The 22,478-nt window shown below is 40.5% G+C and carries 18 protein-coding genes, 6 tRNA genes, 1 other RNA gene and 1 pseudogene; 23 read left to right on the top strand and 3 right to left on the bottom strand.

What is annotated here, in order from left to right:
• Positions 1 to 78: 78 nt before the first annotated feature.
• Positions 79 to 2,862: a hybrid sensor histidine kinase/response regulator gene (locus AC0L7Q_RS02605; protein ID WP_413401296.1), complete on the bottom strand. Its 2,784-nt coding sequence runs from the start codon at positions 2,860 to 2,862 to the stop codon at positions 79 to 81.
• Positions 2,863 to 3,166: 304 nt separating this feature from the next.
• Between AC0L7Q_RS02605 and AC0L7Q_RS02610 the strand changes: the two genes are divergently transcribed.
• The 9 genes from AC0L7Q_RS02610 (at position 3,167) to AC0L7Q_RS02650 (ending at position 10,401) form a co-directional block, all read left to right on the top strand.
• A tRNA-Phe gene (locus tag AC0L7Q_RS02610) sits at positions 3,167 to 3,242 on the top strand.
• Between the two features lie 71 nt (positions 3,243 to 3,313).
• A tRNA-Thr gene (locus tag AC0L7Q_RS02615) sits at positions 3,314 to 3,389 on the top strand.
• Between the two features lie 46 nt (positions 3,390 to 3,435).
• Positions 3,436 to 3,511 (top strand) — tRNA-Phe (locus tag AC0L7Q_RS02620).
• A 60-nt stretch (positions 3,512 to 3,571) separates the two neighbouring features.
• A tRNA-Thr gene (locus AC0L7Q_RS02625) sits at positions 3,572 to 3,647 on the top strand.
• Between the two features lie 125 nt (positions 3,648 to 3,772).
• A tRNA-Phe gene (locus tag AC0L7Q_RS02630) sits at positions 3,773 to 3,848 on the top strand.
• Between the two features lie 43 nt (positions 3,849 to 3,891).
• Positions 3,892 to 3,967: transfer RNA gene (locus AC0L7Q_RS02635), tRNA-Thr, on the top strand.
• Positions 3,968 to 4,620: 653 nt separating this feature from the next.
• Entirely contained in the window at positions 4,621 to 6,036 is a 1,416-nt protein-coding gene (locus AC0L7Q_RS02640) for a TolC family protein (protein ID WP_413401297.1), read from the top strand.
• Positions 6,026 to 7,321 (top strand): efflux RND transporter periplasmic adaptor subunit, encoded by a 1,296-nt coding sequence (locus AC0L7Q_RS02645; RefSeq protein WP_413401298.1) that lies wholly within the window; start codon positions 6,026 to 6,028, stop codon positions 7,319 to 7,321. The genes AC0L7Q_RS02640 and AC0L7Q_RS02645 overlap by 11 nt, the downstream gene beginning before the upstream one ends.
• Positions 7,318 to 10,401 carry an efflux RND transporter permease subunit gene (locus tag AC0L7Q_RS02650; RefSeq protein ID WP_413401299.1) on the top strand — a complete coding sequence of 1,028 codons (3,084 nt, stop codon included), beginning with the start codon at positions 7,318 to 7,320 and terminating at the stop codon, positions 10,399 to 10,401. The genes AC0L7Q_RS02645 and AC0L7Q_RS02650 overlap by 4 nt, the downstream gene beginning before the upstream one ends.
• Positions 10,402 to 10,547: 146 nt before the next feature.
• On the opposite strand, the gene ssrS is transcribed toward AC0L7Q_RS02650, so the two are convergent.
• Positions 10,548 to 10,731: non-coding RNA, 6S RNA (gene ssrS / locus AC0L7Q_RS02655), on the bottom strand.
• Between the two features lie 193 nt (positions 10,732 to 10,924).
• On the opposite strand from ssrS, the gene AC0L7Q_RS02660 reads away from it, so the two are divergent.
• The 13 genes and pseudogenes from AC0L7Q_RS02660 to alr all read left to right on the top strand — a co-directional run bounded on the left by AC0L7Q_RS02660 (position 10,925) and on the right by alr (position 21,809).
• Positions 10,925 to 11,488 carry a UPF0149 family protein gene (locus AC0L7Q_RS02660; protein WP_413401300.1) on the top strand — a complete coding sequence of 188 codons (564 nt, stop codon included), beginning with the start codon at positions 10,925 to 10,927 and terminating at the stop codon, positions 11,486 to 11,488.
• Between the two features lie 36 nt (positions 11,489 to 11,524).
• Entirely contained in the window at positions 11,525 to 12,847 is a 1,323-nt protein-coding gene (gene pepP, locus AC0L7Q_RS02665; RefSeq protein ID WP_413401301.1) for a Xaa-Pro aminopeptidase, read from the top strand.
• A 14-nt stretch (positions 12,848 to 12,861) separates the two neighbouring features.
• Positions 12,862 to 14,048: pseudogene (gene ubiH, locus AC0L7Q_RS02670) on the top strand (2-octaprenyl-6-methoxyphenyl hydroxylase).
• Complete coding sequence (locus tag AC0L7Q_RS02675) at positions 14,045 to 15,211, top strand: FAD-dependent monooxygenase (RefSeq protein ID WP_413401304.1); 1,167 nt, start codon at positions 14,045 to 14,047, stop codon at positions 15,209 to 15,211. Before ubiH ends, AC0L7Q_RS02675 begins: the two are co-directional and overlap by 4 nt.
• 396 nt (positions 15,212 to 15,607) lie before the next feature.
• Positions 15,608 to 15,949 carry a 30S ribosomal protein S6 gene (gene rpsF, locus AC0L7Q_RS02680; RefSeq protein WP_008110420.1) on the top strand — a complete coding sequence of 114 codons (342 nt, stop codon included), beginning with the start codon at positions 15,608 to 15,610 and terminating at the stop codon, positions 15,947 to 15,949.
• A 43-nt stretch (positions 15,950 to 15,992) separates the two neighbouring features.
• A complete protein-coding gene (gene priB / locus AC0L7Q_RS02685) occupies positions 15,993 to 16,310 on the top strand; it encodes a primosomal replication protein N (protein ID WP_008466122.1) in 318 nt (105 codons plus the stop codon).
• Between the two features lie 12 nt (positions 16,311 to 16,322).
• Entirely contained in the window at positions 16,323 to 16,550 is a 228-nt protein-coding gene (rpsR, locus tag AC0L7Q_RS02690) for a 30S ribosomal protein S18 (protein ID WP_002962753.1), read from the top strand.
• 36 nt (positions 16,551 to 16,586) lie between these two features.
• Positions 16,587 to 17,039: a 50S ribosomal protein L9 gene (gene rplI, locus AC0L7Q_RS02695; RefSeq protein WP_008110407.1), complete on the top strand. Its 453-nt coding sequence runs from the start codon at positions 16,587 to 16,589 to the stop codon at positions 17,037 to 17,039.
• 226 nt (positions 17,040 to 17,265) lie between these two features.
• Positions 17,266 to 17,817, top strand: a complete 552-nt coding sequence (locus AC0L7Q_RS02700) for an RNA polymerase sigma factor (protein ID WP_413401305.1) — start codon at positions 17,266 to 17,268, stop codon at positions 17,815 to 17,817.
• The gene (locus AC0L7Q_RS02705; protein WP_413401306.1) at positions 17,804 to 18,289 is read left to right on the top strand and encodes a hypothetical protein; all 486 of its coding nucleotides are present in this window, start codon (positions 17,804 to 17,806) and stop codon (positions 18,287 to 18,289) included. The genes AC0L7Q_RS02700 and AC0L7Q_RS02705 overlap by 14 nt, the downstream gene beginning before the upstream one ends.
• Before the next feature lie 9 nt (positions 18,290 to 18,298).
• The gene (locus AC0L7Q_RS02710; protein ID WP_413401307.1) at positions 18,299 to 19,237 is read left to right on the top strand and encodes a DUF4097 family beta strand repeat-containing protein; all 939 of its coding nucleotides are present in this window, start codon (positions 18,299 to 18,301) and stop codon (positions 19,235 to 19,237) included.
• Between the two features lie 113 nt (positions 19,238 to 19,350).
• Complete coding sequence (gene dnaB / locus AC0L7Q_RS02715) at positions 19,351 to 20,730, top strand: replicative DNA helicase (protein ID WP_010390854.1); 1,380 nt, start codon at positions 19,351 to 19,353, stop codon at positions 20,728 to 20,730.
• On the top strand, positions 20,730 to 21,809 hold the full coding sequence (gene alr, locus AC0L7Q_RS02720; RefSeq protein WP_413401308.1) for an alanine racemase: 1,080 nt from the start codon (positions 20,730 to 20,732) through the stop codon (positions 21,807 to 21,809). Before dnaB ends, alr begins: the two co-directional genes overlap by 1 nt.
• A 71-nt stretch (positions 21,810 to 21,880) precedes the next feature.
• On the opposite strand, the gene AC0L7Q_RS02725 is transcribed toward alr, so the two are convergent.
• Positions 21,881 to 22,120 (bottom strand): DUF2960 domain-containing protein, encoded by a 240-nt coding sequence (locus AC0L7Q_RS02725; RefSeq protein ID WP_004588463.1) that lies wholly within the window; start codon positions 22,118 to 22,120, stop codon positions 21,881 to 21,883.
• A 100-nt stretch (positions 22,121 to 22,220) separates the two neighbouring features.
• Between AC0L7Q_RS02725 and AC0L7Q_RS02730 the strand changes: the two genes are divergently transcribed.
• Positions 22,221 to 22,472 (top strand): hypothetical protein, encoded by a 252-nt coding sequence (locus tag AC0L7Q_RS02730; RefSeq protein WP_008110382.1) that lies wholly within the window; start codon positions 22,221 to 22,223, stop codon positions 22,470 to 22,472.
• Positions 22,473 to 22,478: the final 6 nt, after the last annotated feature.

Genomic DNA, 22,478 nt, shown 5'->3' on the forward strand with positions numbered 1-22,478 from the left:
ATTAACTGTGCTTAGGATAATTAATAAAAAAGGGCTATGAGCCCTTTTTTATATTGTGTATACCGATGAATATTTTAGTTAAATCAAGTCATCTTGCTGATCGTTGTTTCTAATTTGTTCTTTTAAAAACTGTGCTGCTCTTGAATATTCAATTTCAAGCTCATCTCTCATCTTAATTAATTCATCAGCTTTTATTTCATCACTTTTACACTTATCTTCAAATGACTGCGCTAAATCAGCAACAATGTTAGCTCCTACTGTCTTCGATATAGATTTTAATTGGTGGCAAGCGGATAAAATTTCAGCTTTATTGCTTTGCAGCACAGCGAAGTTAATCGCTTTAATTTGTTCTTGGCTCTGCTCTAAATACATTTTAAAAAAGCGGATTATTTTAGCATCATCGCCATTTATATACTTATTCGCTGACTCCATATCAATAGGCATGATTGGTTTTTCGGTCGAATTCACCTGTTGTGGTTGTTTGCTATATAAGTCATTCCATTGCTTTAATGTGTCTTCAAGTGCATTTAACTCAATGGGTTTAGTAATAAAGTCGTTAATACCTACAGCTAAACACCGCTCTCTCTCTCCTTTTAGAGCATTGGCAGTAACAGCAATAATATAAGGTTGTGCGTCAATCGATTCGAGCAATGACGCTTCTTCTCTAATTTTTTCAACCATATCGTAGCCAGACATTTTTGGCATATGTAAATCGGTTAAAATGAGCGAGTAGCTATTTTTACGCCACATATCTAGGCCTTCCTCACCGTTATTAGCCACCTCTACACTGTACCCTAGTATATGTAATTGTTCGGTGAGTACCTCTTGATTTAATAGGTTATCTTCTACCAATAATACTAGCCTATTTGCGGCCAGCGCTTCTTCTGAGTTTAGGTAGTGATTCATCGTTCTGGCTTTTTTAACTTGCTTAGGCTTATGCAAACCTGCAGCCACCAAAATTGAAAGCATGAAGTTAGATTTACATAATGGAGAAGCATTAATATAAAAAATACTTTTATGATTAATTACTGCTTCATCTAATTTACTTAATACCACCATTTGCTGGTTATTATCTTCTAGTGAGTAAAGTAAACTTCTTAGTAAGGTACTAATACTACTCATGTCATCAATGCCATCAACAACCCAAATAATATCCTTGGCATCTTGGTGAGCTTCTACATCTTGTTGCTCATGAGCATAAGTTATTTTAGCCCCCATAAATGACAAGTAACGATAAATTACTTTACCGCGCTCTGCGTCGCTGCTGACAATAATGACATGTTTACCATTAAGTGTATTTTTATGGGCAAATTCAGTTTTACCTGCAGTCGAAAAAGGCAGTTCAACGGTAAATTCACTTCCAATCCCTTCATGGCTTGTTACATGTATAGTACCAAGCATTAGCTCGGTTAAGCTTTTACAAATTGAAAGACCAAGCCCTGTTCCACCGAACTCTCGCGTAATTGAGCTTTCTGCTTGAGTGAACGGGTTGAAAATTTTTCTTAACTGAGATTGGCTCATTCCTTTACCGTTATCACTTACACAAAAACGCAATGTAAAGTGATCGGCGGTGTTATTTGCTACCTCTACTGATATTCTTACTTTCCCCTTCGTTGTACCACTGGTGCTAGTAAACTTAATGGCATTACTACATAAGTTATATAGCACTTGGCGAACCCTGCCTGAGTCGCCCATAAGGTTATTAGGAATATCGGGTGCAATTGATAAATCGAGTTCTAAATGACGATTTTTAGCAACCGACGATAATACCTTGGCTACTTCTTCTAGTGTATCTGCAATAGAGAACGGAACAGGATCTATGTTGAGCTTTCCAGCCTCAATTTTAGAAAAATCTAAAATATCATCTAAAATACTCAGTAGCGAAAATGCGGATTCACGAATAATAGTACTAAGGCGTTGCTGAGCACCATCAAGCTCTGTTTGGCGAAGTAAATCAATGGTGCCAATAACACCATTCATTGGTGTTCTTATTTCATGACTCATGGTGGCTAAAAAGGTGGTTTTAGTTTCACTCGCCTTTAACGCTTTTTGAGTTTGTTTTTCTAATTCAAATGTTCTGCTTTGTACTTCTGTTTCCAGACTGGTTTGTAGCCTTTTTAATTCTTTTTGTGCAGCTTGATCGTCAGCTAGAACCATACTTACTTTTTTCAGCAATAAATTAATTTGTTGAGCAACGGTTTCTAACCCTCCATCAAGTTGCTCATCAAGCGTGCTTTGATAATTATCATTTTGTGTAATAGCTTTGAGTTCCTGAGTGAGAGAATCGGTATTTTTATGTAGTCGTTTTTTAATGTACTTATTAAACGCTATAGCGAATGCAAACAGTGCGAACAGAGCAACAATAGCGGAAAGATATGCACTCATTGATAAATTTTGTGTCGATGATGAAATTAAAGGTTGTTTCTGCTCAATGATAAGCTCAGCGATTACTTGTCCCTCTGATGAGATTAAATGATGCAGAGTATTTTGCTCTTTAATGTATTTGCTAACAGCTAAAGGTGCAATCACTATACTATTATTGCTATAAACTAACTCGGCTTGATTATTTGCATTAAAACGATGCAGAGTATATTTAAAGTCATTATTGAGTAAGCTTGCAATATCAAGAAGTAATTTGGCTTTGTTTTGCCCGTATGTTGTTAGTGCTTCAACAATGGGCTGCTCAAGGCGTTCAGCAAGTTTAGTGGGTGCAATAGTAGAGGATTGGGGAAGTTCATTGTTCTCAGCATTGCTTTGTGAGTAAAGCGAATAGGCGACTATAAATAATGTGGAAATTATAAGGTTACTAACTAAAAATATAGGTAGTAGGCCCTTTATTGCTGAAGAGAACTTACTCTGCATGAGTTTTCCTATCGTGGTTTTATTAAAACGGTAAGCCTGTACCGAAAGCTATTGACTAATCGTAACACCTAAAAAAAATAATTCACTACGTTTTTTAAACTCTTTTGTTGAATAAATGCACGGTATGAACGAGATTTGTTGTTAGTTGTTTGAAAACCGTTCAAACAGTTGCAAAGGATAAAAAAAGTTGACTTGTAAGGGTAAAACTCGTTTAATACGCCGCACGCCCAGATAGCTCAGTCAGTAAAGCTATGTGGGAGTTGAATTATTAATCCGTTGTGATTACTAATCAGCACTATTAAGTGCCTCGATAGCTCAGTTGGTAGAGCAGAGGATTGAAAATCCTCGTGTCCCTGGTTCGATTCCGGGTCGAGGCACCATTTATTAAAGTAATGGTGTTTAGATATTTATTTAAACATTTTTACGCGTGCCTTAGCACACAGTTTTGTGTGCCGACTTAGCTCAGCTGGTAGAGCAACTGACTTGTAATCAGTAGGTCAACCGTTCGACTCGGTTAGTCGGCACCATTTATAAAAGTGAAATGCTTAGAGCATTCACTAGCACTGTTTAAGTGCCTCGATAGCTCAGTTGGTAGAGCAGAGGATTGAAAATCCTCGTGTCCCTGGTTCGATTCCGGGTCGAGGCACCATTTACAAAAAAGTTATCAATCTTTAAAATTGATAAAGTGCCTTAGCACACAGTTTTGTGTGCCGACTTAGCTCAGCTGGTAGAGCAACTGACTTGTAATCAGTAGGTCAACCGTTCGACTCGGTTAGTCGGCACCATTTATAACGTAACTAGGAAAGAAACTGTAATCAGTAGTCTATTCAAGTTACCCGTCGACTCGGTTAGTCGGCACCATTTATTTTAGTTAAGTGTTTCGATAACATTTAATTAGCACTGTTTAAGTGCCTCGATAGCTCAGTTGGTAGAGCAGAGGATTGAAAATCCTCGTGTCCCTGGTTCGATTCCGGGTCGAGGCACCATTTATATAAAGCCTTGCTCATGCAAGGCTTTTTGTTTTAGTGTGCCGACTTAGCTCAGCTGGTAGAGCAACTGACTTGTAATCAGTAGGTCAACCGTTCGACTCGGTTAGTCGGCACCATTTATAATATAACTAGAAAAAGAAACTGTAATCAGTAGGTCAACCGTTCGACTCGGTTAGTCGGCACCATTTATAATATAACTAGAAAAAGAAACTGTAATCAGTAGTCTGTTCAAGTTACCCGTCGACTCGGTTAGTCGGCACCATTTATAATATAACTAGAAAAAGAAACTGTAATCAGTAGTCTGTTCAAGTTACCCGTCGACTCGGTTAGTCGGCACCATTTACAATGTAACTAGAAAAAGAAACTGTAATCAGTAGTCTGTTCAAGTTACCCGTTCGACTCGGTTAGTCGCAAGAATGTATACAAAGCCTCGCATATGCGAGGCTTTTTTGTTTCTGTCCTAAGTTCGGCGCAGCATTAAACTGCGTTCCATATGCAAAATATATTTATAATTTTATTCCGCTTTAGCTGGTGTAATGCCAATAGCAAACTCTGTCGTCTTTTCTACATCTACTTCTTAAGGCTTTAAATTAATTCTCTGATTAAAAGTTAGCTTGCTCATTTGTTTTTGATAGTTGTATTAACACTTAGCGCATTGAGTGAACTTACAATTTCACCGCAAGCTATGTAATGTTATGTAAAGTCAATTGAGCAAAGTTTGCTAAAGTGATTGAATAACACTCATAAATAGCATTGATCAGGTTTAAACATGATGTGGCAATATAAGCCATCTTTATTAGCAATAAGCATTATAGTGTTGAGCGGTTGTGCGAGTAACTTAAACCCATCGCAGCGCGAACAAACTCCAAATAATTTACCACAGCAGTGGCAACAACAAGCATCAAGTTCGGTATTAAAAGTGGATGATGAATGGTTAACTCAACTGCACACGCCATTACTTAACAAATACGTAGAACAAGCGCTTAAAAACAACCAACAACTATTACAAACCAGCTATGATGTCGCTATTACTAAACAGCAACTAATAGCAACCGGATCAGCTCTTTGGCCTAGTTTAGATTTATCTTCGCGTACTAGCCGAAGCAAAAATAACCGGCCTGTTAGCTATAATAATGCCAGCTCGGTAAGCTTAAACTTAAATTACGAAGTTGACTTATGGGGTAAGCTGTCAGATTCAAAACGAGAAGCTAACCTTTCTTATTTAGCGCAAAAAGCGCGTTTTGAACAAGCTAAACAACAACTCGTTTCAGATGTTGTTCAAGGTTGGTTTGATGTTGTGTCTGCGCAGCAGCTGCTTGATTTATATAAGCGCCGTGAAGAAAATGCTAAGCAAAACCTCGATATAATTGAGTCGGGTTATCGCCAAGGTATTAATGAAGCGCTTGATGTTTATTTAGCCCGCAATGAGCTTAATAACGAACGCTCACGCATTGCCACTCAAACAGCGAGTCTATCAAGTGCAGTGCGAGTGCTTGAGCGCTTACTAGGTGAGTACCCAAAAGGAGCTATTACAGCAAGTACTGACTTACCGGTTATTAGTACCGAAATTCCAGTTGGTATTCCTTCAGAACTCATTACTCGAAAGCCCGCATTACTTGCTAGTTGGTACGAGTTATTAGCTACCGATGCGTCATTGGCTTACGCACATAAACAGCGCTTTCCGAGTTTAAATTTAACTGCAAGCTTGAGTGATAGTACAGATAGAGTAAGTAATTTGTTTTCTCCTTCAAGCCTCGCATGGTCTTTACTCGGAAGTATTTCGGCACCTATTTTTGAGGGAGGGCGTTTACAAGCCAATGAAGAAATTGCACGCCTGAATGCGCAAAAGCAAGAACAGCAATATTTACAAACCTTGTACGATGCATTTGCTGATGTAGAAAACGCGATATCGCAGCAGCAGTCTTTAAAAGCGCAGTACACCAGCACCCTCGAAGCACAAAAAAATGCACTTGCGGCCGAGCAGTTATCGTTTGAGCAATATCAAAGTGGCTTAGTAACTTATACCACGGTACTTGATGCACAAGGTCGCTCATTTGATGCGCAAAGTTCATTAATACAAATTAAAAACCAATTAATCGCAAATAGAATTAACCTACATGTTGCCCTCGGTGGTGATTTTGAAAAACCGTCAAGCGACTTAAAGAGCAATAACGATGAACACTAAAACAGCTAAAATAATTATTCCAGCCGCGGTTGTTGTTACCGCTCTTTTAATTGTATTTTTTATTAAGAGTAATCCGCCAGAGGCGAGACGCTTTAGTTCAGCACCAAAAGCAGCAATTAGTGTGTCTGTACTTGAGCTTGTGCCTCAAAGTTATCAAGTAATGATAGACAGCTACGGTACGGTAAAACCTCGAACACAAAGCTTACTTGTTGCTCAAGCATCAGGGCAAATAATTGAAGTGAGCGATGAGTTTAGAGAAGGTGGCTTTTTTGAAAAAGACGACGTGTTATTAAAGCTAGATGATAGAGATCATCAGGCAGAGGTTAAATCTGCTCAAGCTAATTTACTCACAGCAGAGCAAAGCTTATTAGAAGAAAAGGCCCGCGGGCAACAAGCACTGACTGATTGGAAGCGCCTTGGTGGTTCAAGCCAAGCCAGCAGCTTGGTATTGCGTGAGCCGCAATTAGCAGCTGCGCAAGCACAAGTGCTATCGGCTCAAGCTGCTCTTGAAAAAGCAGAGCTTGATTTAGAACGTACAAAGGTTAACGCCCCCTATGCTGGGCGAATACTGAGTCGTAGTGTCGATTTAGGTCAAGTAGTGAGTAACAATACCCAACTTGCCACTATTTACGCTATTGATAGTGTTGAAATTCGCTTACCAATAAAAAATAAAGACCTTTCGTTTGTTAACCTGCCAGAGCAATACCGTGATAGTGCTAAAAACCAAGCGGGTTCGTTAGTTAAATTTAGTTCTGATTTAGTGGGGGAGCAAACATGGCAAGGTCAACTGGCACGCACCGAGGGCGCTATTGACGAAAATGCACAGCAACTTTATGTGGTGGCAAAAATAGACGACCCATATAAATCAACCGCTAGTAATCAGTACCCAATTAAAATAGGGCAATACATAAAAGCGCAAATAGCGGGTAAAACGGTGCAAAATGCGTTGATCATTCCTAACAGTACAATTTACCAAGGTACTTATGTTTATGTGGTTGAAGGTAATGTATTAAAGCGTAAAGACGTTACTTTTGCATGGCAAAACGCCAATGAAGCAATGATCAAAACCGGTTTAAAAGCAAACGATAAATTGGTTGTTACGCCGCTAGGTCAAGTAAGCTCAGGCACTAAAGTGAATATTTTAGGTGCACAGCCAAAAGAAAAAGTATCTAAAAGTAAGCGCCCGACTCGTGAGCAGCTAGAGCAAAAAGCAAAAGAGCTTGGTATAAGTGTTGAAGAGTTAATAAAAAAACGTCGCGCGGCCAAGCAAGGAGATAAAGCATGATTGCTTGGTTTACCAAAAACCATGTTGCTGCCAACTTATTGTTAGTAACTTTGTTGTTGTCGGGACTATTTAGTTTATCGAGTAAAATACCACTGGAAGTATTTCCGTCCTTTGAAACCGATATGATAAGCGTAGGTGTTAGCCTGCGTGGTGCAACCCCTGAAGATGTAGAGCAGGGCGTGACTATTCGTATAGAAGAAGCGGTTCAAGACTTAGAGGGAATTAAACAAATATTTAGCCGCTCGTCAGAGGGATCAGGCTCTGTAACTATTGAGGTTGAAAGCGGTTACGATCCTCGTGAGTTATTAGCTGATATTAAAAGCCGAGTAGATGCGATTAATACGTTTCCTGGCGATGCAGAAAAACCGATTGTTGCGCTGGCTGAGCGTAAAAGAGAAGTAATAGCCGTTACCGTATCAAGCGATTACGGCGAAAAAGAAACGCGTGAATATGCCGAAAAAGTGCGAGATCAAATACTTCGCTTACCTAACGTAACCCAGGTAGAGCTAAGTGGTGTACGAGACTACGAGTTAGCCATTGAAGTTAGCCAAGACACACTTCGCCAGTACAGCCTAAGCCTTGCGCAAATATCGAGTGCTATTGCTAATTCAAGTTCTGATATTTCTGCCGGTAACTTAAAAACAGAGGGCGGCGATGTACTAATTAGCTCAAAAGGGCAGGCTTATCGTAAAGATGAATTTGCCAGCATAGTAGTAAAAAACCAAGCCGATGGAACGATTATCCGTTTAGGTGATATTGCTACAATTAAAGACGATTTTGAAGAAACGCCAGTACGCACCCGTTTTAATGGTAAGCAAGCGGCGTTTATAGACGTTTACCGAATTGGCCCGCAAAGCGCGATAACCGTGGCAGACGATGTTAAAAATTATATTGAAGAGCAGCAAGCCACGCTACCACAGGGTTTTAAACTAAGTTATTGGGACGACGACTCAGAATTAGTTAAAAGCCGTATCGCTACTTTGACCAGTAATGCTTTACAAGGTGGTATTTTAGTACTGGCACTGCTCACGCTATTTTTACGCCCAGCAATTGCATTTTGGGTGTTTATTGGTATTCCTGTATCGTTTATGGGCGCATTTATCGCGATGCCAATTTTTGGTGTAACGTTAAATATAATGAGCTTATTCGGCTTTATTTTAGTGCTCGGTATTGTAGTAGATGACGCCATAGTAACCGGCGAAAACGTGTATACCCATTTAAAAACGGCAAAATCGGGTGAGCAGGCTGCTATATTGGGTACTCAAGAAGTTGCGACTCCGGTTACCTTTGGTGTACTGACTACTGTTGCTGCCTTTTTACCTTTAGCATTTATTGAAGGGGCGCGCGGCGCCTTATTTGCACAAATTCCGGTAGTGGTTATTCCGGTTTTATTGTTCTCGCTAATTGAATCTAAATTTGTGTTACCAGCACATTTAAAATACATAAAACTACGCCACCAAAAAGGTGAACCATCAAAGCTTGAAGCGATTCAACAACGCTTTGCAGATGGCTTTGAAAGTGCAATTTTAAAATATTACCAACCTATATTAAACACTGCTTTACGTCATAAATTAACAACGGTCAGTTTATTTGTGGGGGTATTTTTTATTATTCTAACCATGATCACCAGTGGTTGGACTAAGTTTATCTTTTTCCCACGAATTCCGAGCGAAACTGTACGAGTTAATCTAACACTGCCAACAGGCACACCGTTTGAAGTAACCAATAAATACGTGATTGATATGTCTGAAAAAGCGCAGCAATTACAAGACAAATATCGCGACCCTAATACAGGCGAAAGCGTTATTTTAAATATATTAGCCACTACTGGCGGACGCGGTGGTGCGTCTAACTCCGGAGCGGTACGCTTTGAGATTACACCTGCTGAGCAGCGTGAGTCAGATATAGGTTCGCGAGAGCTTGCTAGTGAATGGCGCGATTTAATTGGTGTTATTCCTGGCGCTGAAAGCTTAACATTTAGAGCTGAAATTGGCCGAAGTTCAGACCCAATAGACGTTCAACTAAGTGGTACTTCATTAACAATATTGCAAGATGTAGCTGATAATATTAAAAACCGTTTAGCAACGTACCCAACAGTGTTTGATATTGCCGATAGTATGTCTGATGGTAAAGAAGAGTTGCGTATAGAGCTTACGCAACAAGGTTTGGCGCTTGGTTTAAACCGTGTAAATGTGGCAGGACAAGTGCGTAATTCGTTTTTTGGCTCGCAGGTTCAGCGTATTCAACGCGGACGAGACGACGTGCGTGTAATGGTTCGTTTACCTATTGACGAGCGCCGCTCTGTAGCTGATTTACAAAACATACTAATAAGCACTCCCGATGGCGGCTCTGTGCCATTGTCGCACGTGGCAACACTTACGGCAGGACAAAGTCCATCAACCATAAACCGTATTGATCGTTATCGCACACTAAACGTGACGGCTGATATTGAAAAAAACAACACCAACATGACGGTGCTTCAAGCCGACCTAGCAAAATACTTAGATGAGTTAATGCAGCAATACCCGGGGGTTGAGTACAAACTTGAAGGTGAAGCCAAAGAGCAAAGAGAGTCGTTTGGCTCATTGGCCTGGGCGTTAGTGTTTGTGTTTTTTATTATTTATGCGCTATTGGCCATTCCGTTTAAGTCATACATGCAACCAATTATTGTTATGAGCGTTATTCCATTTGGCATGATTGGCGCTGTAGTAGGGCACTGGATAATGGGTATGGACTTAACCATTATGAGCTTACTAGGTATGCTTGCATTAATAGGTGTGGTAGTGAATGATTCGCTTGTATTAGTCGATTTTATTAATAAAAAACGTAGCGAAGGTGGCGATTTAATAGAGGCAGTTAAACTCGCTGGCGCATCGCGCTTTCGCCCGGTTATGCTTACCAGCTTAACCACTTTTATAGGCTTAATGCCGCTGTTGTTTGAAAAGGCGACTCAGGCGCAGTTTTTAATACCTATGGCGGTAAGCTTAGGGTTCGGGATTATATTTGCGACTTTTATAACTTTACTACTCGTTCCGGTTAACTATATGCTGATGGAGCGCTTTCAAGGTTGGTTTAAGTAGTGTTAGGCATTAAAAAGACAAAGGGATAGGTGTTAGAAATAAGTTTAATATCGGGCTGTGGAGCCGCAGTTCGATATATTTAAAGACGAAAGATAGGGAATATTTAGTTATAAAGAAATGCTTGAAAACCTAAACTATAAAGGAAGGTGTTCCCCGAGAATGCGGTGCCCGGTGTCAGTCCTGAAACCTTGAGGTTTCAGGGCGGAAATCTGCGGTTTACCGTAGGCTTCTCGGTACATGCCGAGCTTGCACAATAGTAAACGAACAAAAATCCTGGTATAAAATTTATCGGCTCAGGGACTTAACCAAGCTCCTGCACCCCAGGGAACAAATTTAGTATATAAGACATATTCCAATCCTTAAACCCCAATCGTAAAAAATTCAACTGTTCGCTTAGTTTTTCTGCATCTTTAACTCACTGTTTACTTTATTGCGTGGTTTTTGAGCTTGATCATACAATTAATTGGAGTTGCTTTTTATCGAGTGGTAGCATTGCTTTAACTAGCAAAGCGAAGACTTGATTATGAACGATTTACCAGGTTACGAAAAAGCCCAACTACTTTTAGAAAAAAACGAAATATTTGTATCACCCGCAGAAGCGCATGGCGTTATTAGCGGTTTACTTGCTTGTGGGCTAAGCATTGACGATAAAGAATACTTAGGCTTACTGAGCGACGTATTTAATGATGGCGAGTCGTTTAGCAACGATTTAAAACAGTTTTTTGGTAAAGTTTATCAACAAGTTGTTGAAAGTTTTAATAACGAAGAGTTTCAATTTGACTTATTTTTACCTAGTGATGACGAAACACTCATCGATCAGGCTAACGGGCTCGTATCATGGGTAGCTGGGTTTATGTTGGGTTTTGGCTTAAAGCAAAAAGACTATGGCAAGCTGTCGGCAGATGTAAAAGAAGTGATTAGCGACTTTAGCGAAATTACGCGCCTTGACACAACCTTTGAAGAAACCGAAGAAGATAGCCAAGCACTGCATGAAGTGATTGAGTACGTACGCGTATCGGCACTACTGTGTTTTGCTGAGCTAGGCAAAGAGCAAAATCCACAAAGCAACAAAAAAACACTGCATTAATTGAGCAACACAATAAAAGTAATGGGTTAGTTATTAATGGTTGAAATACAAAAGTCAGAGTTTAAAGCGCGCCGCGAGCGTTTATTGGCGGCAATGGATAATAACAGTATTGCGATAATTCCCGCTGCAATAGAGCTCACGCGTAGCCGTGATACTCATTATCCGTTTCGACAAGACAGTGACTTTTTTTACTTAACTGGTTTTAACGAACCCGATGCCGTGTTGGTGCTTTGTAAGAACAGTGATACGCCTTCGCTATTATTTTGTTTAGATAAGGACAAACTTGCAGAAGTATGGCACGGCAGGCGAATTGGTTTTGAAAAAGCACAAAGCGAATACTTATTCGACAAAACTTATGCACTTAGTGAGCTAAATGAACAATTATTGAATTTGGTGAACGGCCAACAGATTTTATTTTATGCACAAGGGACGTATCCTGCCTTTGACGGCAAAGTATTTTCAATGCTTAACACTTTGCGCAGCGCTCCTAAAAAAGGGGATGCAGCACCGAGCACAATTAAAGATATTCGCCCTTTATTGCATGAAATGCGCTTATTTAAATCGCCAAGCGAAATTAACATTATGCGTGAGGGCTGTGAAATAAGTGCTCGAGCGCACATGCGAGCCATGCGTTTTCCCCACGTTGGCGCAACCGAGTTTCAACTAGAGGCAGAGCTTCATCATCACTATGCAATGAATGGGGCGCCACATCCTGCTTATGGCACTATTGTCGGCAGTGGCGATAACGCCAATATTTTGCACTACACCCAAAATAGCGATGTATTGAACAATGGCGACTTAGTGCTGATTGATTCAGGCTGTGAGCTACAAGGCTACGCCGCTGATATAACCCGTACTTTCCCCGTTAACGGTAAATTTAGCACTGAGCAAGCTGCGCTTTATAATATTGTACTCAAAGCGCAAGAAGTCGCTTTTAGCGAAATAAAACCCGGTGGTCTTTTATCTCAGGCAAATAAACTCGCTATGCAAGTACTAACCCAAGGGTTACTCGATTTAGGTATTTTAACCGGCGATTTTGATGAGTTAATGGCACAAGGTGCCTGTAAAGAATACTACATGCATGGCCTTGGTCACTGGTTAGGACTTGATGTTCATGATGTGGGCGATTACAAGGTTAATAACCAAGAGCGTGTCTTAGAGCCGGGTATGGTGCTAACCATTGAGCCCGGGCTGTATATTAGTAAAGACTCAAATGCGCCTCAAAAATACCAAGGTACAGGTATTCGTATTGAAGATAACTTATTAGTAACTGATTCAGGTCACGACAACTTAACCATTAGCGTGCCTAAAACAATTAGTGAAATAGAAGCGCTAATGCAAAGCGCTAAAAACGCATAAGCTTGGAGATAAAAGTGGCTAAGCAGTTTGATGTTGTAGTAATTGGTGGTGGTTTAGTCGGCGCAAGTTGTGCTCTGAGTATAAGTAAAAAAATCCCAGCTTAAATATTGCTGTAATTGAAGCAAATCAAGTAACCACTGATTATCACCCAAGCTTTGATGACAGAAGCATCGCACTTGCCCAGCAATCGGTAGAGTATTTACAAAGCCTCAATTTATTTGAAATGAACGCTCCCTATGCTGCGGCCATAAAAAAAGTGAGTGTGTCAGACAAGGGGCATTTTGGTAAAACCTATATAGAGTGTGAGGAGTTTGCAAAACCCTCATTAGGTTATGTAGTAGAGGTAAACCCATTTGGCAGAGCGCTGCATCAGCGCTTAATGCAATCAAACATATCGCTTTTTTGCCCAGATAGCGTAACAGCGATAAAACAAAGCGCTAATAGTAATGAACTTACATTACAAAGTAGTGAAAAACTGAGTGCTAAGTTGTTGGTGATTGCCGACGGCGCACAATCGCCAACCCGTAATTTATTGGAGCTCGGCTTTAATACCCAGCCTTATGAACAAGGTGCGATTATTGCCAATATAGAAGTCGCTGGTGGGCATAACCATCAGGCTTTTGAGCGCTTTACCCAAAATGGCCCTATGGCTTTATTGCCCATGAGTAATAACCGCTATTCGTTAGTATGGTGTATGCGTCAAGAGCATATTGAGCAGCATACATCGTTAAGTGAGCCAGATTTTATAAGTGCGCTGCAAACTGCCTTTGGTTATCGTGCTGGGCAGTTTATAAAAGTCGGTATGCGCGCCAGTTATCCACTGGTTTATGGGCAAATAGAATCGTTAACGGCGCATCGTACTGTGGTAATAGGTAACGCAGCACACGCCATTCACCCAATTGCAGGGCAAGGCTTTAATTTAGGGCTGCGAGATGTACAAGTGCTGAGTAACTTAATGGCAAACAGTGAACATAATTTAGGTAGCTATGCCTTTACTCGTCAATACTCAATTAAGCGCCGTGATGATATAAACACTGTGATGACATTGACAGATGCCTTGGTTCGACTTTTTTCAAACTCATCACGGGTGTTAGCGCTTGGTCGCAGTATTGGGTTATTTTCGATGGATTTATTCCCCGCATTAAAAGCCCCATTAGCAAAACAATTAATGGGTCAAGTTAAACAAGGTACACGTTTATGAAACAAGTACAGGTTTGTATAGTGGGTGGTGGCTGCGTAGGTTTAACGCTGGCGCTCGGACTTGCTAAAGCGAATATTAGCGTGGTTGTGTTAGATGCTGCCACAGCTCAAGCTCCACCGAGTGATGATTATGGCTTACGAGTTAGTGCACTAAGTATTGCCAGTCAAACCTTGCTTGAGCAGTTAAATGTATGGCCACATATAATAGCTGAGCGTGCTTGTGCTTATACGCACATGGATGTTCGTGATGCCGACAGCTTTGGAAAAATAGCCTTTAATAACGAGCAACTTGAGCTAGACCATTTAGGACACATTGTTGAAAACGACATTATTCGCTTTGCACTAATAAAAGAGCTTGAGCAGCAAAGTAATGCCACACTGATGTTTGATACCGAGTATCAGCAAATACATCAAAGTGAATCTGACGTATTTATTAATTTAAAAACTGGCGAGCCTATTATTACTAAGTTGCTGGTGGCGGCTGATGGCGCAAATTCAGCGATTCGTAAACAGTTTAATATGGCGCTGAGCTTTAAAGATTACGATCACCATGCGTTAGTAGCGACAGTTAAAACCAAAGAGTCACATGCAAATACCGCACGCCAAGTGTTTTTACCAACCGGGCCGCTAGCGTTTTTACCACTGAGCGATGAGCATACTCATTCAATTGTGTGGTCAACCAGCCCCAATCATTGCGATGAATTGCTAGCAATGGACGACACTACTTTTAACAAAGCAGTAATGGCTGCTATAGATGGCCAATGCGGTTTATGTGAAGTGCAAAGTAAGCGCGTCGCGTTCCCACTTAAAATGCGTTATGCCCAGCAATGGGTCAATGGTAACGTGGTGCTAATGGGCGATGCAGCGCATACCATTCATCCATTGGCAGGGCTGGGTATGAACCTGGGTCTAAAAGATGCCGCTTATTTAATCGAGCTATTAAGTAAAGACTCAAAAGAATTTGCCAATACGCGAACACTGCGTGATTACGAGCGCACCCGTAAGCTCGACGCACAAAAACACATCGCCATGATGCAAGGGCTAAAAGAGTTATTTGAAGGCGCAAACCCAGTTAAAAAGCTGGTTCGTGGAGTAGGGCTTTCACTCGTTGATAACTTAGGCCCAATCAAACACCTATTCGCTAAAGAAGCGATAGGCAAGTAATAAAGACAAGCGGTCAGTTTTTAGCTGTCAGCTTTTAGCCAAAGAAAAACCGATGTTTAGTTTAAACATCGGTTTTTTTGTTTATAGGCTAATGTACTTAAAAGCCATGTTTTTTACGCGAGCAAGCTCGGCGTCTACATTAAATATTAAGCACTTATCTTTATTTTATTTTTTGATATCAAGGGAGCATCCAATAATGTCTTCCCGAAACCCGAAACCCGAAACCCGAAACCCGAAACCTTTAACACTTATCTATCAAAGCTTAAAAAACCTGCTTGCTTAATTATCCTACTAAGCGTAAAATGCGCGCTCATTTCGGCTTTTAAACTATTAATTCCTTGCCTTAAACCGACCGGCCGAAACGGTAGAAGGCTCTATTAACCGTAAGGAATATCCATGCGTCATTACGAAATCGTATTCATGGTTCACCCTGATCAGAGTGAGCAAGTATCTGGTATGATCGAACGTTATACTGGTTCTATCACTGAAGCAGGTGGTACTATCCACCGTCTTGAAGACTGGGGCCGTCGTCAACTGGCTTACCCAATCAACAAGCTTCATAAAGCTCATTATGTTCTTATGAACGTTGAAGCACCAACTGAAGTAATCAGCGAGCTAGAAACTACTTTCCGCTACAACGATGCAGTGCTTCGTAACTTAGTTATGCGTACTAAAAACGCTGTAACTGAAGCGTCTCCTCTTGTAAGAGAAGAGAAGAAAGAAGCACCAGCTGCTTAATTGTTTTGAGTCCTAGCATGGCACGTAGTCAGCAGTTACTATAATGGTTAGCCCATATACGAATCAGCTGGTTATATCGGGGGTTGTTTGTAAAACACCCAAGTTTAGCCAAAGCCCCGCGGGCATACCGCATTGTATTTTTGTTGTAGAACATAAATCAATGCAAGTTGAAGCAGATCTTAACCGTAATAGCTATGTTAGGCTTCAGGTGGTTGCCAGTGGTAAGCAAATGCAACAACAGACTCAACATTTGCACGTTGGGCAGGCATTGCAAGTGAGTGGTTTTTTAAATCGCCACGAAGGTCGTAACGGCCTTAGCCAATTGGTTTTGCATGCTCAGCATATAGAAAGAATTATTTGAGGAATTAATCTCATGGCACGTTATTTCAGACGTCGTAAGTTCTGCCGCTTTAAAGCGGAAGGCGTACAACAAATCGATTACAAAGATCTAGCTACTCTTAGAAACTATGTTACAGAAAGTGGCAAAATCGTACCTAGCCGTATCACAGGTACTAGCGCTAAATACCAGCGCCAGCTAGCAACTGCTATTAAGCGTGCTCGCTACTTAGCCCTTCTTCCATACACTGACTTACATAAGTAAGCAGCGGATTAACACGTTTTTAAAAGGTGTAGAAACATGCAAGTTATTCTACTAGATAAGATCGCTAACCTAGGTGGCCTAGGTGACCAGGTTGTTGTTAAATCTGGCTTCGCACGTAACTTCCTTTTCCCACAAGGTAAGGCAGTTCCTGCAACTAAAGCAAACATTGAAACGTTTGACGCACGTCGCGCAGAACTAGAAGCAAAAATCGCTGAACAGTTAACTGCAGCACAAGCACGCGCTGACAAACTTGAAGCATTAGCTGAAGTTACATTGGTATCTAAAGCTGGTGACGAAGGTAAATTATTCGGTTCAATCGGTACTCGTGACATCGCTGACGCTATCTCAGCTGTTGGTGTTGAAGTTGCTAAATCAGAAGTTCGTTTACCTCTAGGTACTATCCGTGAGACTGGCGAATTTGACGTTGCAATCGCAGTACACTCAGACGTAACAGCTACTATTAAAGTAATCGTTATTGCTGAAGCTTAATTTTTAGAATTAAGTTTAAAAAAAACCGTGCTTTGCACGGTTTTTTTGTGTCTAAAATTTATAACCCAAAGCAATAAATTGTTTGTTGTGGGTAAAATTAAGCACGTTTCTAAAATAAAGCTTCATTTTTTACAAATATTTTTTATTTCATTTAAACCTTTCTATTCTTCTGCGCGTCTTATAAGTTAAATTGCAATTACATAATTATAAACAGGAAAAATTTGCGATGTTAATGGACGCTAATCAGCCAATAACTGATCAAGTGCAGCAAATGCTTATTGATCAAGTTAAAAACGGCGACCAGTTAGCTTATAAAGCGCTCTATGACATGCATAAAGCAAAAGTTTATGGCTTATGCCTGAGGCTTATAGCCGATGAGGAGTATGCACAAGATGCTACCCAAGAAGTGTTTGTGCAAGTATGGAACAAAATAGCGCAATTTGATGGACGTTCGCAGTTTTCCACTTGGCTTTATAGTGTCGCCAGTAATATTGCTATTAGTTATGTGCGCAGGCAAAAACATTGGCTTAATAAAGTAATTAGCTTTGAGCAAAGCGGAATGGATGAACAAGCTGCACATGACTGTAACGGATTAAATGGGCTAGATAAATTAATTATTAGGCTGCCTGAGCGCGCAAGAATGGTATTTGTGCTTTATGCAGTAGAAGGTTACAGGCATGAGGAAATTGCAACCCTGTTAGGTATGGCGGTAGGATCTAGTAAGGCGCAATATCATCGTGCAAGGCAATTATTAAAGCAGTGGTATGAAAATGAGTAAAACAAATTTTGATGACTACTTAAATGAGTCTTTAACCCAGTTAGATAAAAATATTCCACCAAAAAAAGAACTGTGGAATGGGATTGAGCGCGCAATAATAGCTAATAATCAGCCCACTATTAATACTAATCAATATTGGCCAAAGCTCACCGCCATTGCTGCATGTTTTACCGCGGTTTTGGTCAGCACAGTATTGTTATTTAAAGTATCAGAGGCAAATACTGCAGTGGCAATGAGTGAGTTTTTTACTAAACAAAAACAAAGTTTACTAGTGCAATATCAAAGCCAAGCAGCATTGACCGACAACTGGCAAGTACAGTTACAAGAACTTGAAGATGCAGAGCAAGCAATAAAGCAAACTCTTGAAAATGAACCGAAAAACAAGGCGCTATTGTCTATGTTAGCGCAAGTTTATCAACAACAACTCGACTTAATTAACAAGGTGCACGCACCGCGTTGGCAACACATCTAGGAGAAATAAATGAAAGCAATAATATTAGGGATCGCTTTATTACCCATGGCCGTACTTGCTGGTGAAAAAATAGATCAGCAAATTGAGGTACCCAATGCTGGAGTGATCCACATTGAAAACCAGCGTGGTGATATTAAAGTAACAGGTTGGGATAAAAACCAATTTAAAGTAACCGGTGAGCTTGATGATAAGGCACAAGGCTACACACTTAAAACACAAGGCAATAAAACCCAGTTTATTGTGAAGATGCCTGAACTTTCTAATTGGGATAATAATAACAATGGCTCAACGCTCACTATTTTTATGCCAAAAACTAGTGCACTAGAATTTGTGGGTGTTAATGCATCTATAACGGCCAAAGAGTTACAAAAAGGCACTGAAATTGATGTAGTTAATGGGGCTATTACAGTAAACGATCTTAATGGCGATATTAAGCTGACCACTGTAAATGGAGACATCAAGGCAAAAGCACTTAATGGTAAAGTTCAATTTGAAACTGTTAATGGTTCGATTGATGATCAGCAATCTAGCGGTGAAGTTCGTTTTAGTGCGGTTAATGGCGATATTACATCAAACTCGACGGCCAATGATATTCGCTTAGAAAACGTAAATGGCGATATTAACTTTAATTTAGATACAATTAAAGAGTTACAAATAAGCACCGTTAATGGCGAAGTTAAAGTACAAATTAACCGCCTTCTGAGTGATGCTGATGTGAGTTTTGAATCTGTTAGTGGTAACGCTGCGTTTTATTTCCCTGCTGATTTATCTGCACAATTTGAGGTGGAAGCACACGCTGGCGGTAAAATTGACAACCAGTTAACTAACGATCAAGTGCAAAAAGCCAAATATGGCCCAGCAAGTGGAATTAAGTTTAATACTAATGGCACTGATGCTAGCGTAGAGATGAATACTATTAGCGGTGTTATCGAACTTAAACGTCAATAATTAGCTATTTTATTTCAAGTAACAAAAAGCAGGAAAAGATTTCCTGCTTTGCTATTTGCACAGCCCCGCCAAGTCGATAGAATAGAGCTATTCAATTTTAGTACTGTGAAGTTATGGCCAAACCAGATAAGCAAGTCGACACTCTTAAAGTTCCTCCCCATTCAATAGAAGCTGAACAATCTGTTTTAGGTGGTTTAATGCTTGATAACCAAGCATTTGATCGCGTAGCTGAACTTGTTGTGGCGCAGGATTTTTATACCCGTACCCATAAGCTTATTTTTGAGGCGATGACAGCTCTTGCTGAAATTGGTGATCCGATTGACTTAATCACAATTTCTGAGAGTTTAGAAAAAAATAACCAGCTGTCAGGTATTGGTGGATTTGCGTATTTAGCCGAAATAGCAAAAAACACCCCAAGTGCTGCCAATATTGACGCTTACGCAAGTATTGTTCGCGAGCGCGCCGTTGTTCGTGAAATGATTGGTGTTGCCAATGAAATAGCCGAAGCGGGCTTTAATCCTGAAGGGCGTACTAGCCACGACTTACTTGATTTTGCTGAAAGTAAAGTATTTAAAATTGCTGAGCAGCGTACAAAAAGTAGTGAAGGCCCACAAAGCATTCACAACATACTTGAAAAAACCGTTGATAAAATAGAAGAGCTTTATCAATCACCACAAGATGGTGTGACCGGTGTGAGCACGGGTTATGCTGATCTTGATAAAATGACTACAGGCTTGCAGCCATCTGATTTAATTATTGTGGCAGCGCGTCCATCAATGGGTAAAACCACTTTTGCGATGAACCTTGCTGAACATGCCGCAATGACTCAAGACAAGCCAGTGCTTATTTACTCACTAGAGATGCCCTCTGAACAAATTATGATGAGGATGCTGGCGTCCCTTGGCCGAATTAACCAAACTAAAGTACGTACTGGTCAGCTAGATGACGATGACTGGGCGCGCCTTTCATCAACCATGGGATTACTCATGGAAAAAGGCAAGATGTACGTTGATGATGCCTCAGGCTTAACACCTACCGATGTTCGCTCACGTGCACGTCGTATAGCACGTGATCATGGTGGTATTAGTATGATCATGGTCGATTACCTGCAATTAATGCGTGTACCTAGCTTGTCAGATAACCGTACCTTAGAAATTGCCGAAATTTCACGCTCACTCAAAGCATTAGCGAAAGAGTTACAGTGTCCGGTTGTTGCTCTATCGCAGCTTAACCGTACTCTAGAGCAACGTGCTGATAAACGTCCAATTAACTCAGATTTACGTGAGTCAGGCTCTATTGAGCAAGATGCCGATTTGATCATGTTTATTTATCGTGATGAAGTATACAACGAAGACAGTACTGAAAAAGGTATTGCCGAAATTATTATCGGTAAACAGCGTAACGGTCCGATTGGTAAAGTACGCCTAACCTTCCAAGGTCAATTTTCTCGCTTTGATAATTATGCGGGGCCTGCTGTAGATGATGATTACTAATGCGCTTAGCTACTGCTGAAATTAATTTAATCGCGCTTGAACACAACCTAGCACAGGTAAAACGCTTTGCGCCCAATAGTAAAGTAATGGCCGTACTTAAAGCCAATGCTTATGGGCATGGTTTAGTCACCATAGCGCAGCATTTAAACGAGGCCGATGCATTTGCGGTTGCGCGTATAGATGAGGCGTTAGCACTGCGTGCCGGTGGCCTTACAAAACCGATTGTGTTGCTAGAAGGTTTTTTTCATCAAGAAGACTTACCTATTTTATTGGCGAATAATTTTCAAACCATTATTCATGATGCGATACAGCTGAAAATGCTGGAAAGTGCGCAGCTAGATGCGCCTTTAAATTGCTGGTTAAAAATAAATACCGGGATGCATCGCTTAGGTATTGCGCCTGAGCAGTTTGATATGTTTTATCAGCGACTACAAGCCAGCCCAAATGCACAAAACAAAATAAATTTAATGACTCACTTTGCCTGTGCCGATGATGTAAAAAATACTAAAACAGTGCAGCAAATAAGTTTGTTTGATAATTTAACCCAAGAGGTTAATCAAGCCCATTGTTTATCAAACTCTGCGGGAATTATAGCGTGGCCAAGTGGTCATGGTGATTGGGTTAGACCCGGGCTAATGCTTTACGGTGTATCGCCTATGGCCAATCACACAGGTAAAGATCATCAATTAAAGCCTGTAATGCGCTTAACCACTAAGGTAATAGCAGTGCGCAATGTAGGGGCACATGAACAAGTAGGTTATGGCGGCCGCTGGCAAAGTGATAAACCTACGGTGTTGGCTGTGGTTGCACTGGGCTACGGTGATGGTTATCCACGTCATGCAAAAGAAGGCACACCTGTGATTATAAATGGTCACCGTTACGGTATTGTGGGTAGTGTAGCCATGGACATGATCACCCTTGATATAGGTAATAATGAGCACAACGTCGAAGTGGGTGATGAGGTGATTATGTGGGGACCGGAGTTACCAGTAGAAGAGATTGCACAATGTGCTGATACTATTTCTTACGAGTTATTGTGTAATATTACACCGCGCGTAAGTTATGAGTACCAGCGATAATATTTATTATTAAAGATATGCGGTAAGTTTACATTGCTGACATGATCGTGATGTTAGTTTAATGAGTATGGCTACTCTTTTATAAAGTAAATATCGCTAAAGCCCATACGCGCAAATTCTTGGTCACGAAAGTTACGCACAGCTGATGACCCTTTAGAGGTCATTTCAATTTGGCGTACCATGTTTAAGTAGTTAGTTAAATCAATACCTTCAGCAGCCGCAATAGCCTGGTACATATCGTGGTATTTATCTTTTGCGAAGTTAATCTCGCGCGGTTGATTTTTAAAAGTATAGGTAATTCTGCGTGCCATAATAAGCTCAGTTAAATTGAGTGTTAGTGTAATTTTACACTGTATTTAAGTTGCGTTGAATGATTAGTTGAAATCAAATAATTAAAAAGTTGAGTTTGAAATGAAATTATCAGTAGAGATCAGTAAATACCCGCTTCACCAAGATTATATTCCCTTTATTAAAGGCTTTATCGACAGAGTAAATGCCTATGAAGAGCTCAAAGTAATCACGAATACCATGTCGACTCAAATATTTGGTGATTATGACTTAGTAATGCAGGTGATCAGTACAGAGATTAAACATTCTTACGAGCAATTTGGTAAAGCTATCTTTGTGTGTAAATTTATCTCGGGTGATTTATCTCCCGAATAACCTCCT

It is taken from the genome of Pseudoalteromonas sp. KJ63-1, from assembly GCF_055808145.1.

Coding starts and splice junctions, on each gene's coding strand:
- AC0L7Q_RS02605 (WP_413401296.1), bottom strand. CDS start 2,862: ATGCAGAGTAAGTTCTCTTCAGCAATAAAGGGCCTACTACCTATATTT.
- AC0L7Q_RS02640 (WP_413401297.1), top strand. CDS start 4,621: ATGATGTGGCAATATAAGCCATCTTTATTAGCAATAAGCATTATAGTG.
- AC0L7Q_RS02645 (WP_413401298.1), top strand. CDS start 6,026: ATGAACACTAAAACAGCTAAAATAATTATTCCAGCCGCGGTTGTTGTT.
- AC0L7Q_RS02650 (WP_413401299.1), top strand. CDS start 7,318: ATGATTGCTTGGTTTACCAAAAACCATGTTGCTGCCAACTTATTGTTA.
- AC0L7Q_RS02660 (WP_413401300.1), top strand. CDS start 10,925: ATGAACGATTTACCAGGTTACGAAAAAGCCCAACTACTTTTAGAAAAA.
- pepP (WP_413401301.1), top strand. CDS start 11,525: ATGGTTGAAATACAAAAGTCAGAGTTTAAAGCGCGCCGCGAGCGTTTA.
- AC0L7Q_RS02675 (WP_413401304.1), top strand. CDS start 14,045: ATGAAACAAGTACAGGTTTGTATAGTGGGTGGTGGCTGCGTAGGTTTA.
- rpsF (WP_008110420.1), top strand. CDS start 15,608: ATGCGTCATTACGAAATCGTATTCATGGTTCACCCTGATCAGAGTGAG.
- priB (WP_008466122.1), top strand. CDS start 15,993: ATGGTTAGCCCATATACGAATCAGCTGGTTATATCGGGGGTTGTTTGT.
- rpsR (WP_002962753.1), top strand. CDS start 16,323: ATGGCACGTTATTTCAGACGTCGTAAGTTCTGCCGCTTTAAAGCGGAA.
- rplI (WP_008110407.1), top strand. CDS start 16,587: ATGCAAGTTATTCTACTAGATAAGATCGCTAACCTAGGTGGCCTAGGT.
- AC0L7Q_RS02700 (WP_413401305.1), top strand. CDS start 17,266: ATGTTAATGGACGCTAATCAGCCAATAACTGATCAAGTGCAGCAAATG.
- AC0L7Q_RS02705 (WP_413401306.1), top strand. CDS start 17,804: ATGAAAATGAGTAAAACAAATTTTGATGACTACTTAAATGAGTCTTTA.
- AC0L7Q_RS02710 (WP_413401307.1), top strand. CDS start 18,299: ATGAAAGCAATAATATTAGGGATCGCTTTATTACCCATGGCCGTACTT.
- dnaB (WP_010390854.1), top strand. CDS start 19,351: ATGGCCAAACCAGATAAGCAAGTCGACACTCTTAAAGTTCCTCCCCAT.
- alr (WP_413401308.1), top strand. CDS start 20,730: ATGCGCTTAGCTACTGCTGAAATTAATTTAATCGCGCTTGAACACAAC.
- AC0L7Q_RS02725 (WP_004588463.1), bottom strand. CDS start 22,120: ATGGCACGCAGAATTACCTATACTTTTAAAAATCAACCGCGCGAGATT.
- AC0L7Q_RS02730 (WP_008110382.1), top strand. CDS start 22,221: ATGAAATTATCAGTAGAGATCAGTAAATACCCGCTTCACCAAGATTAT.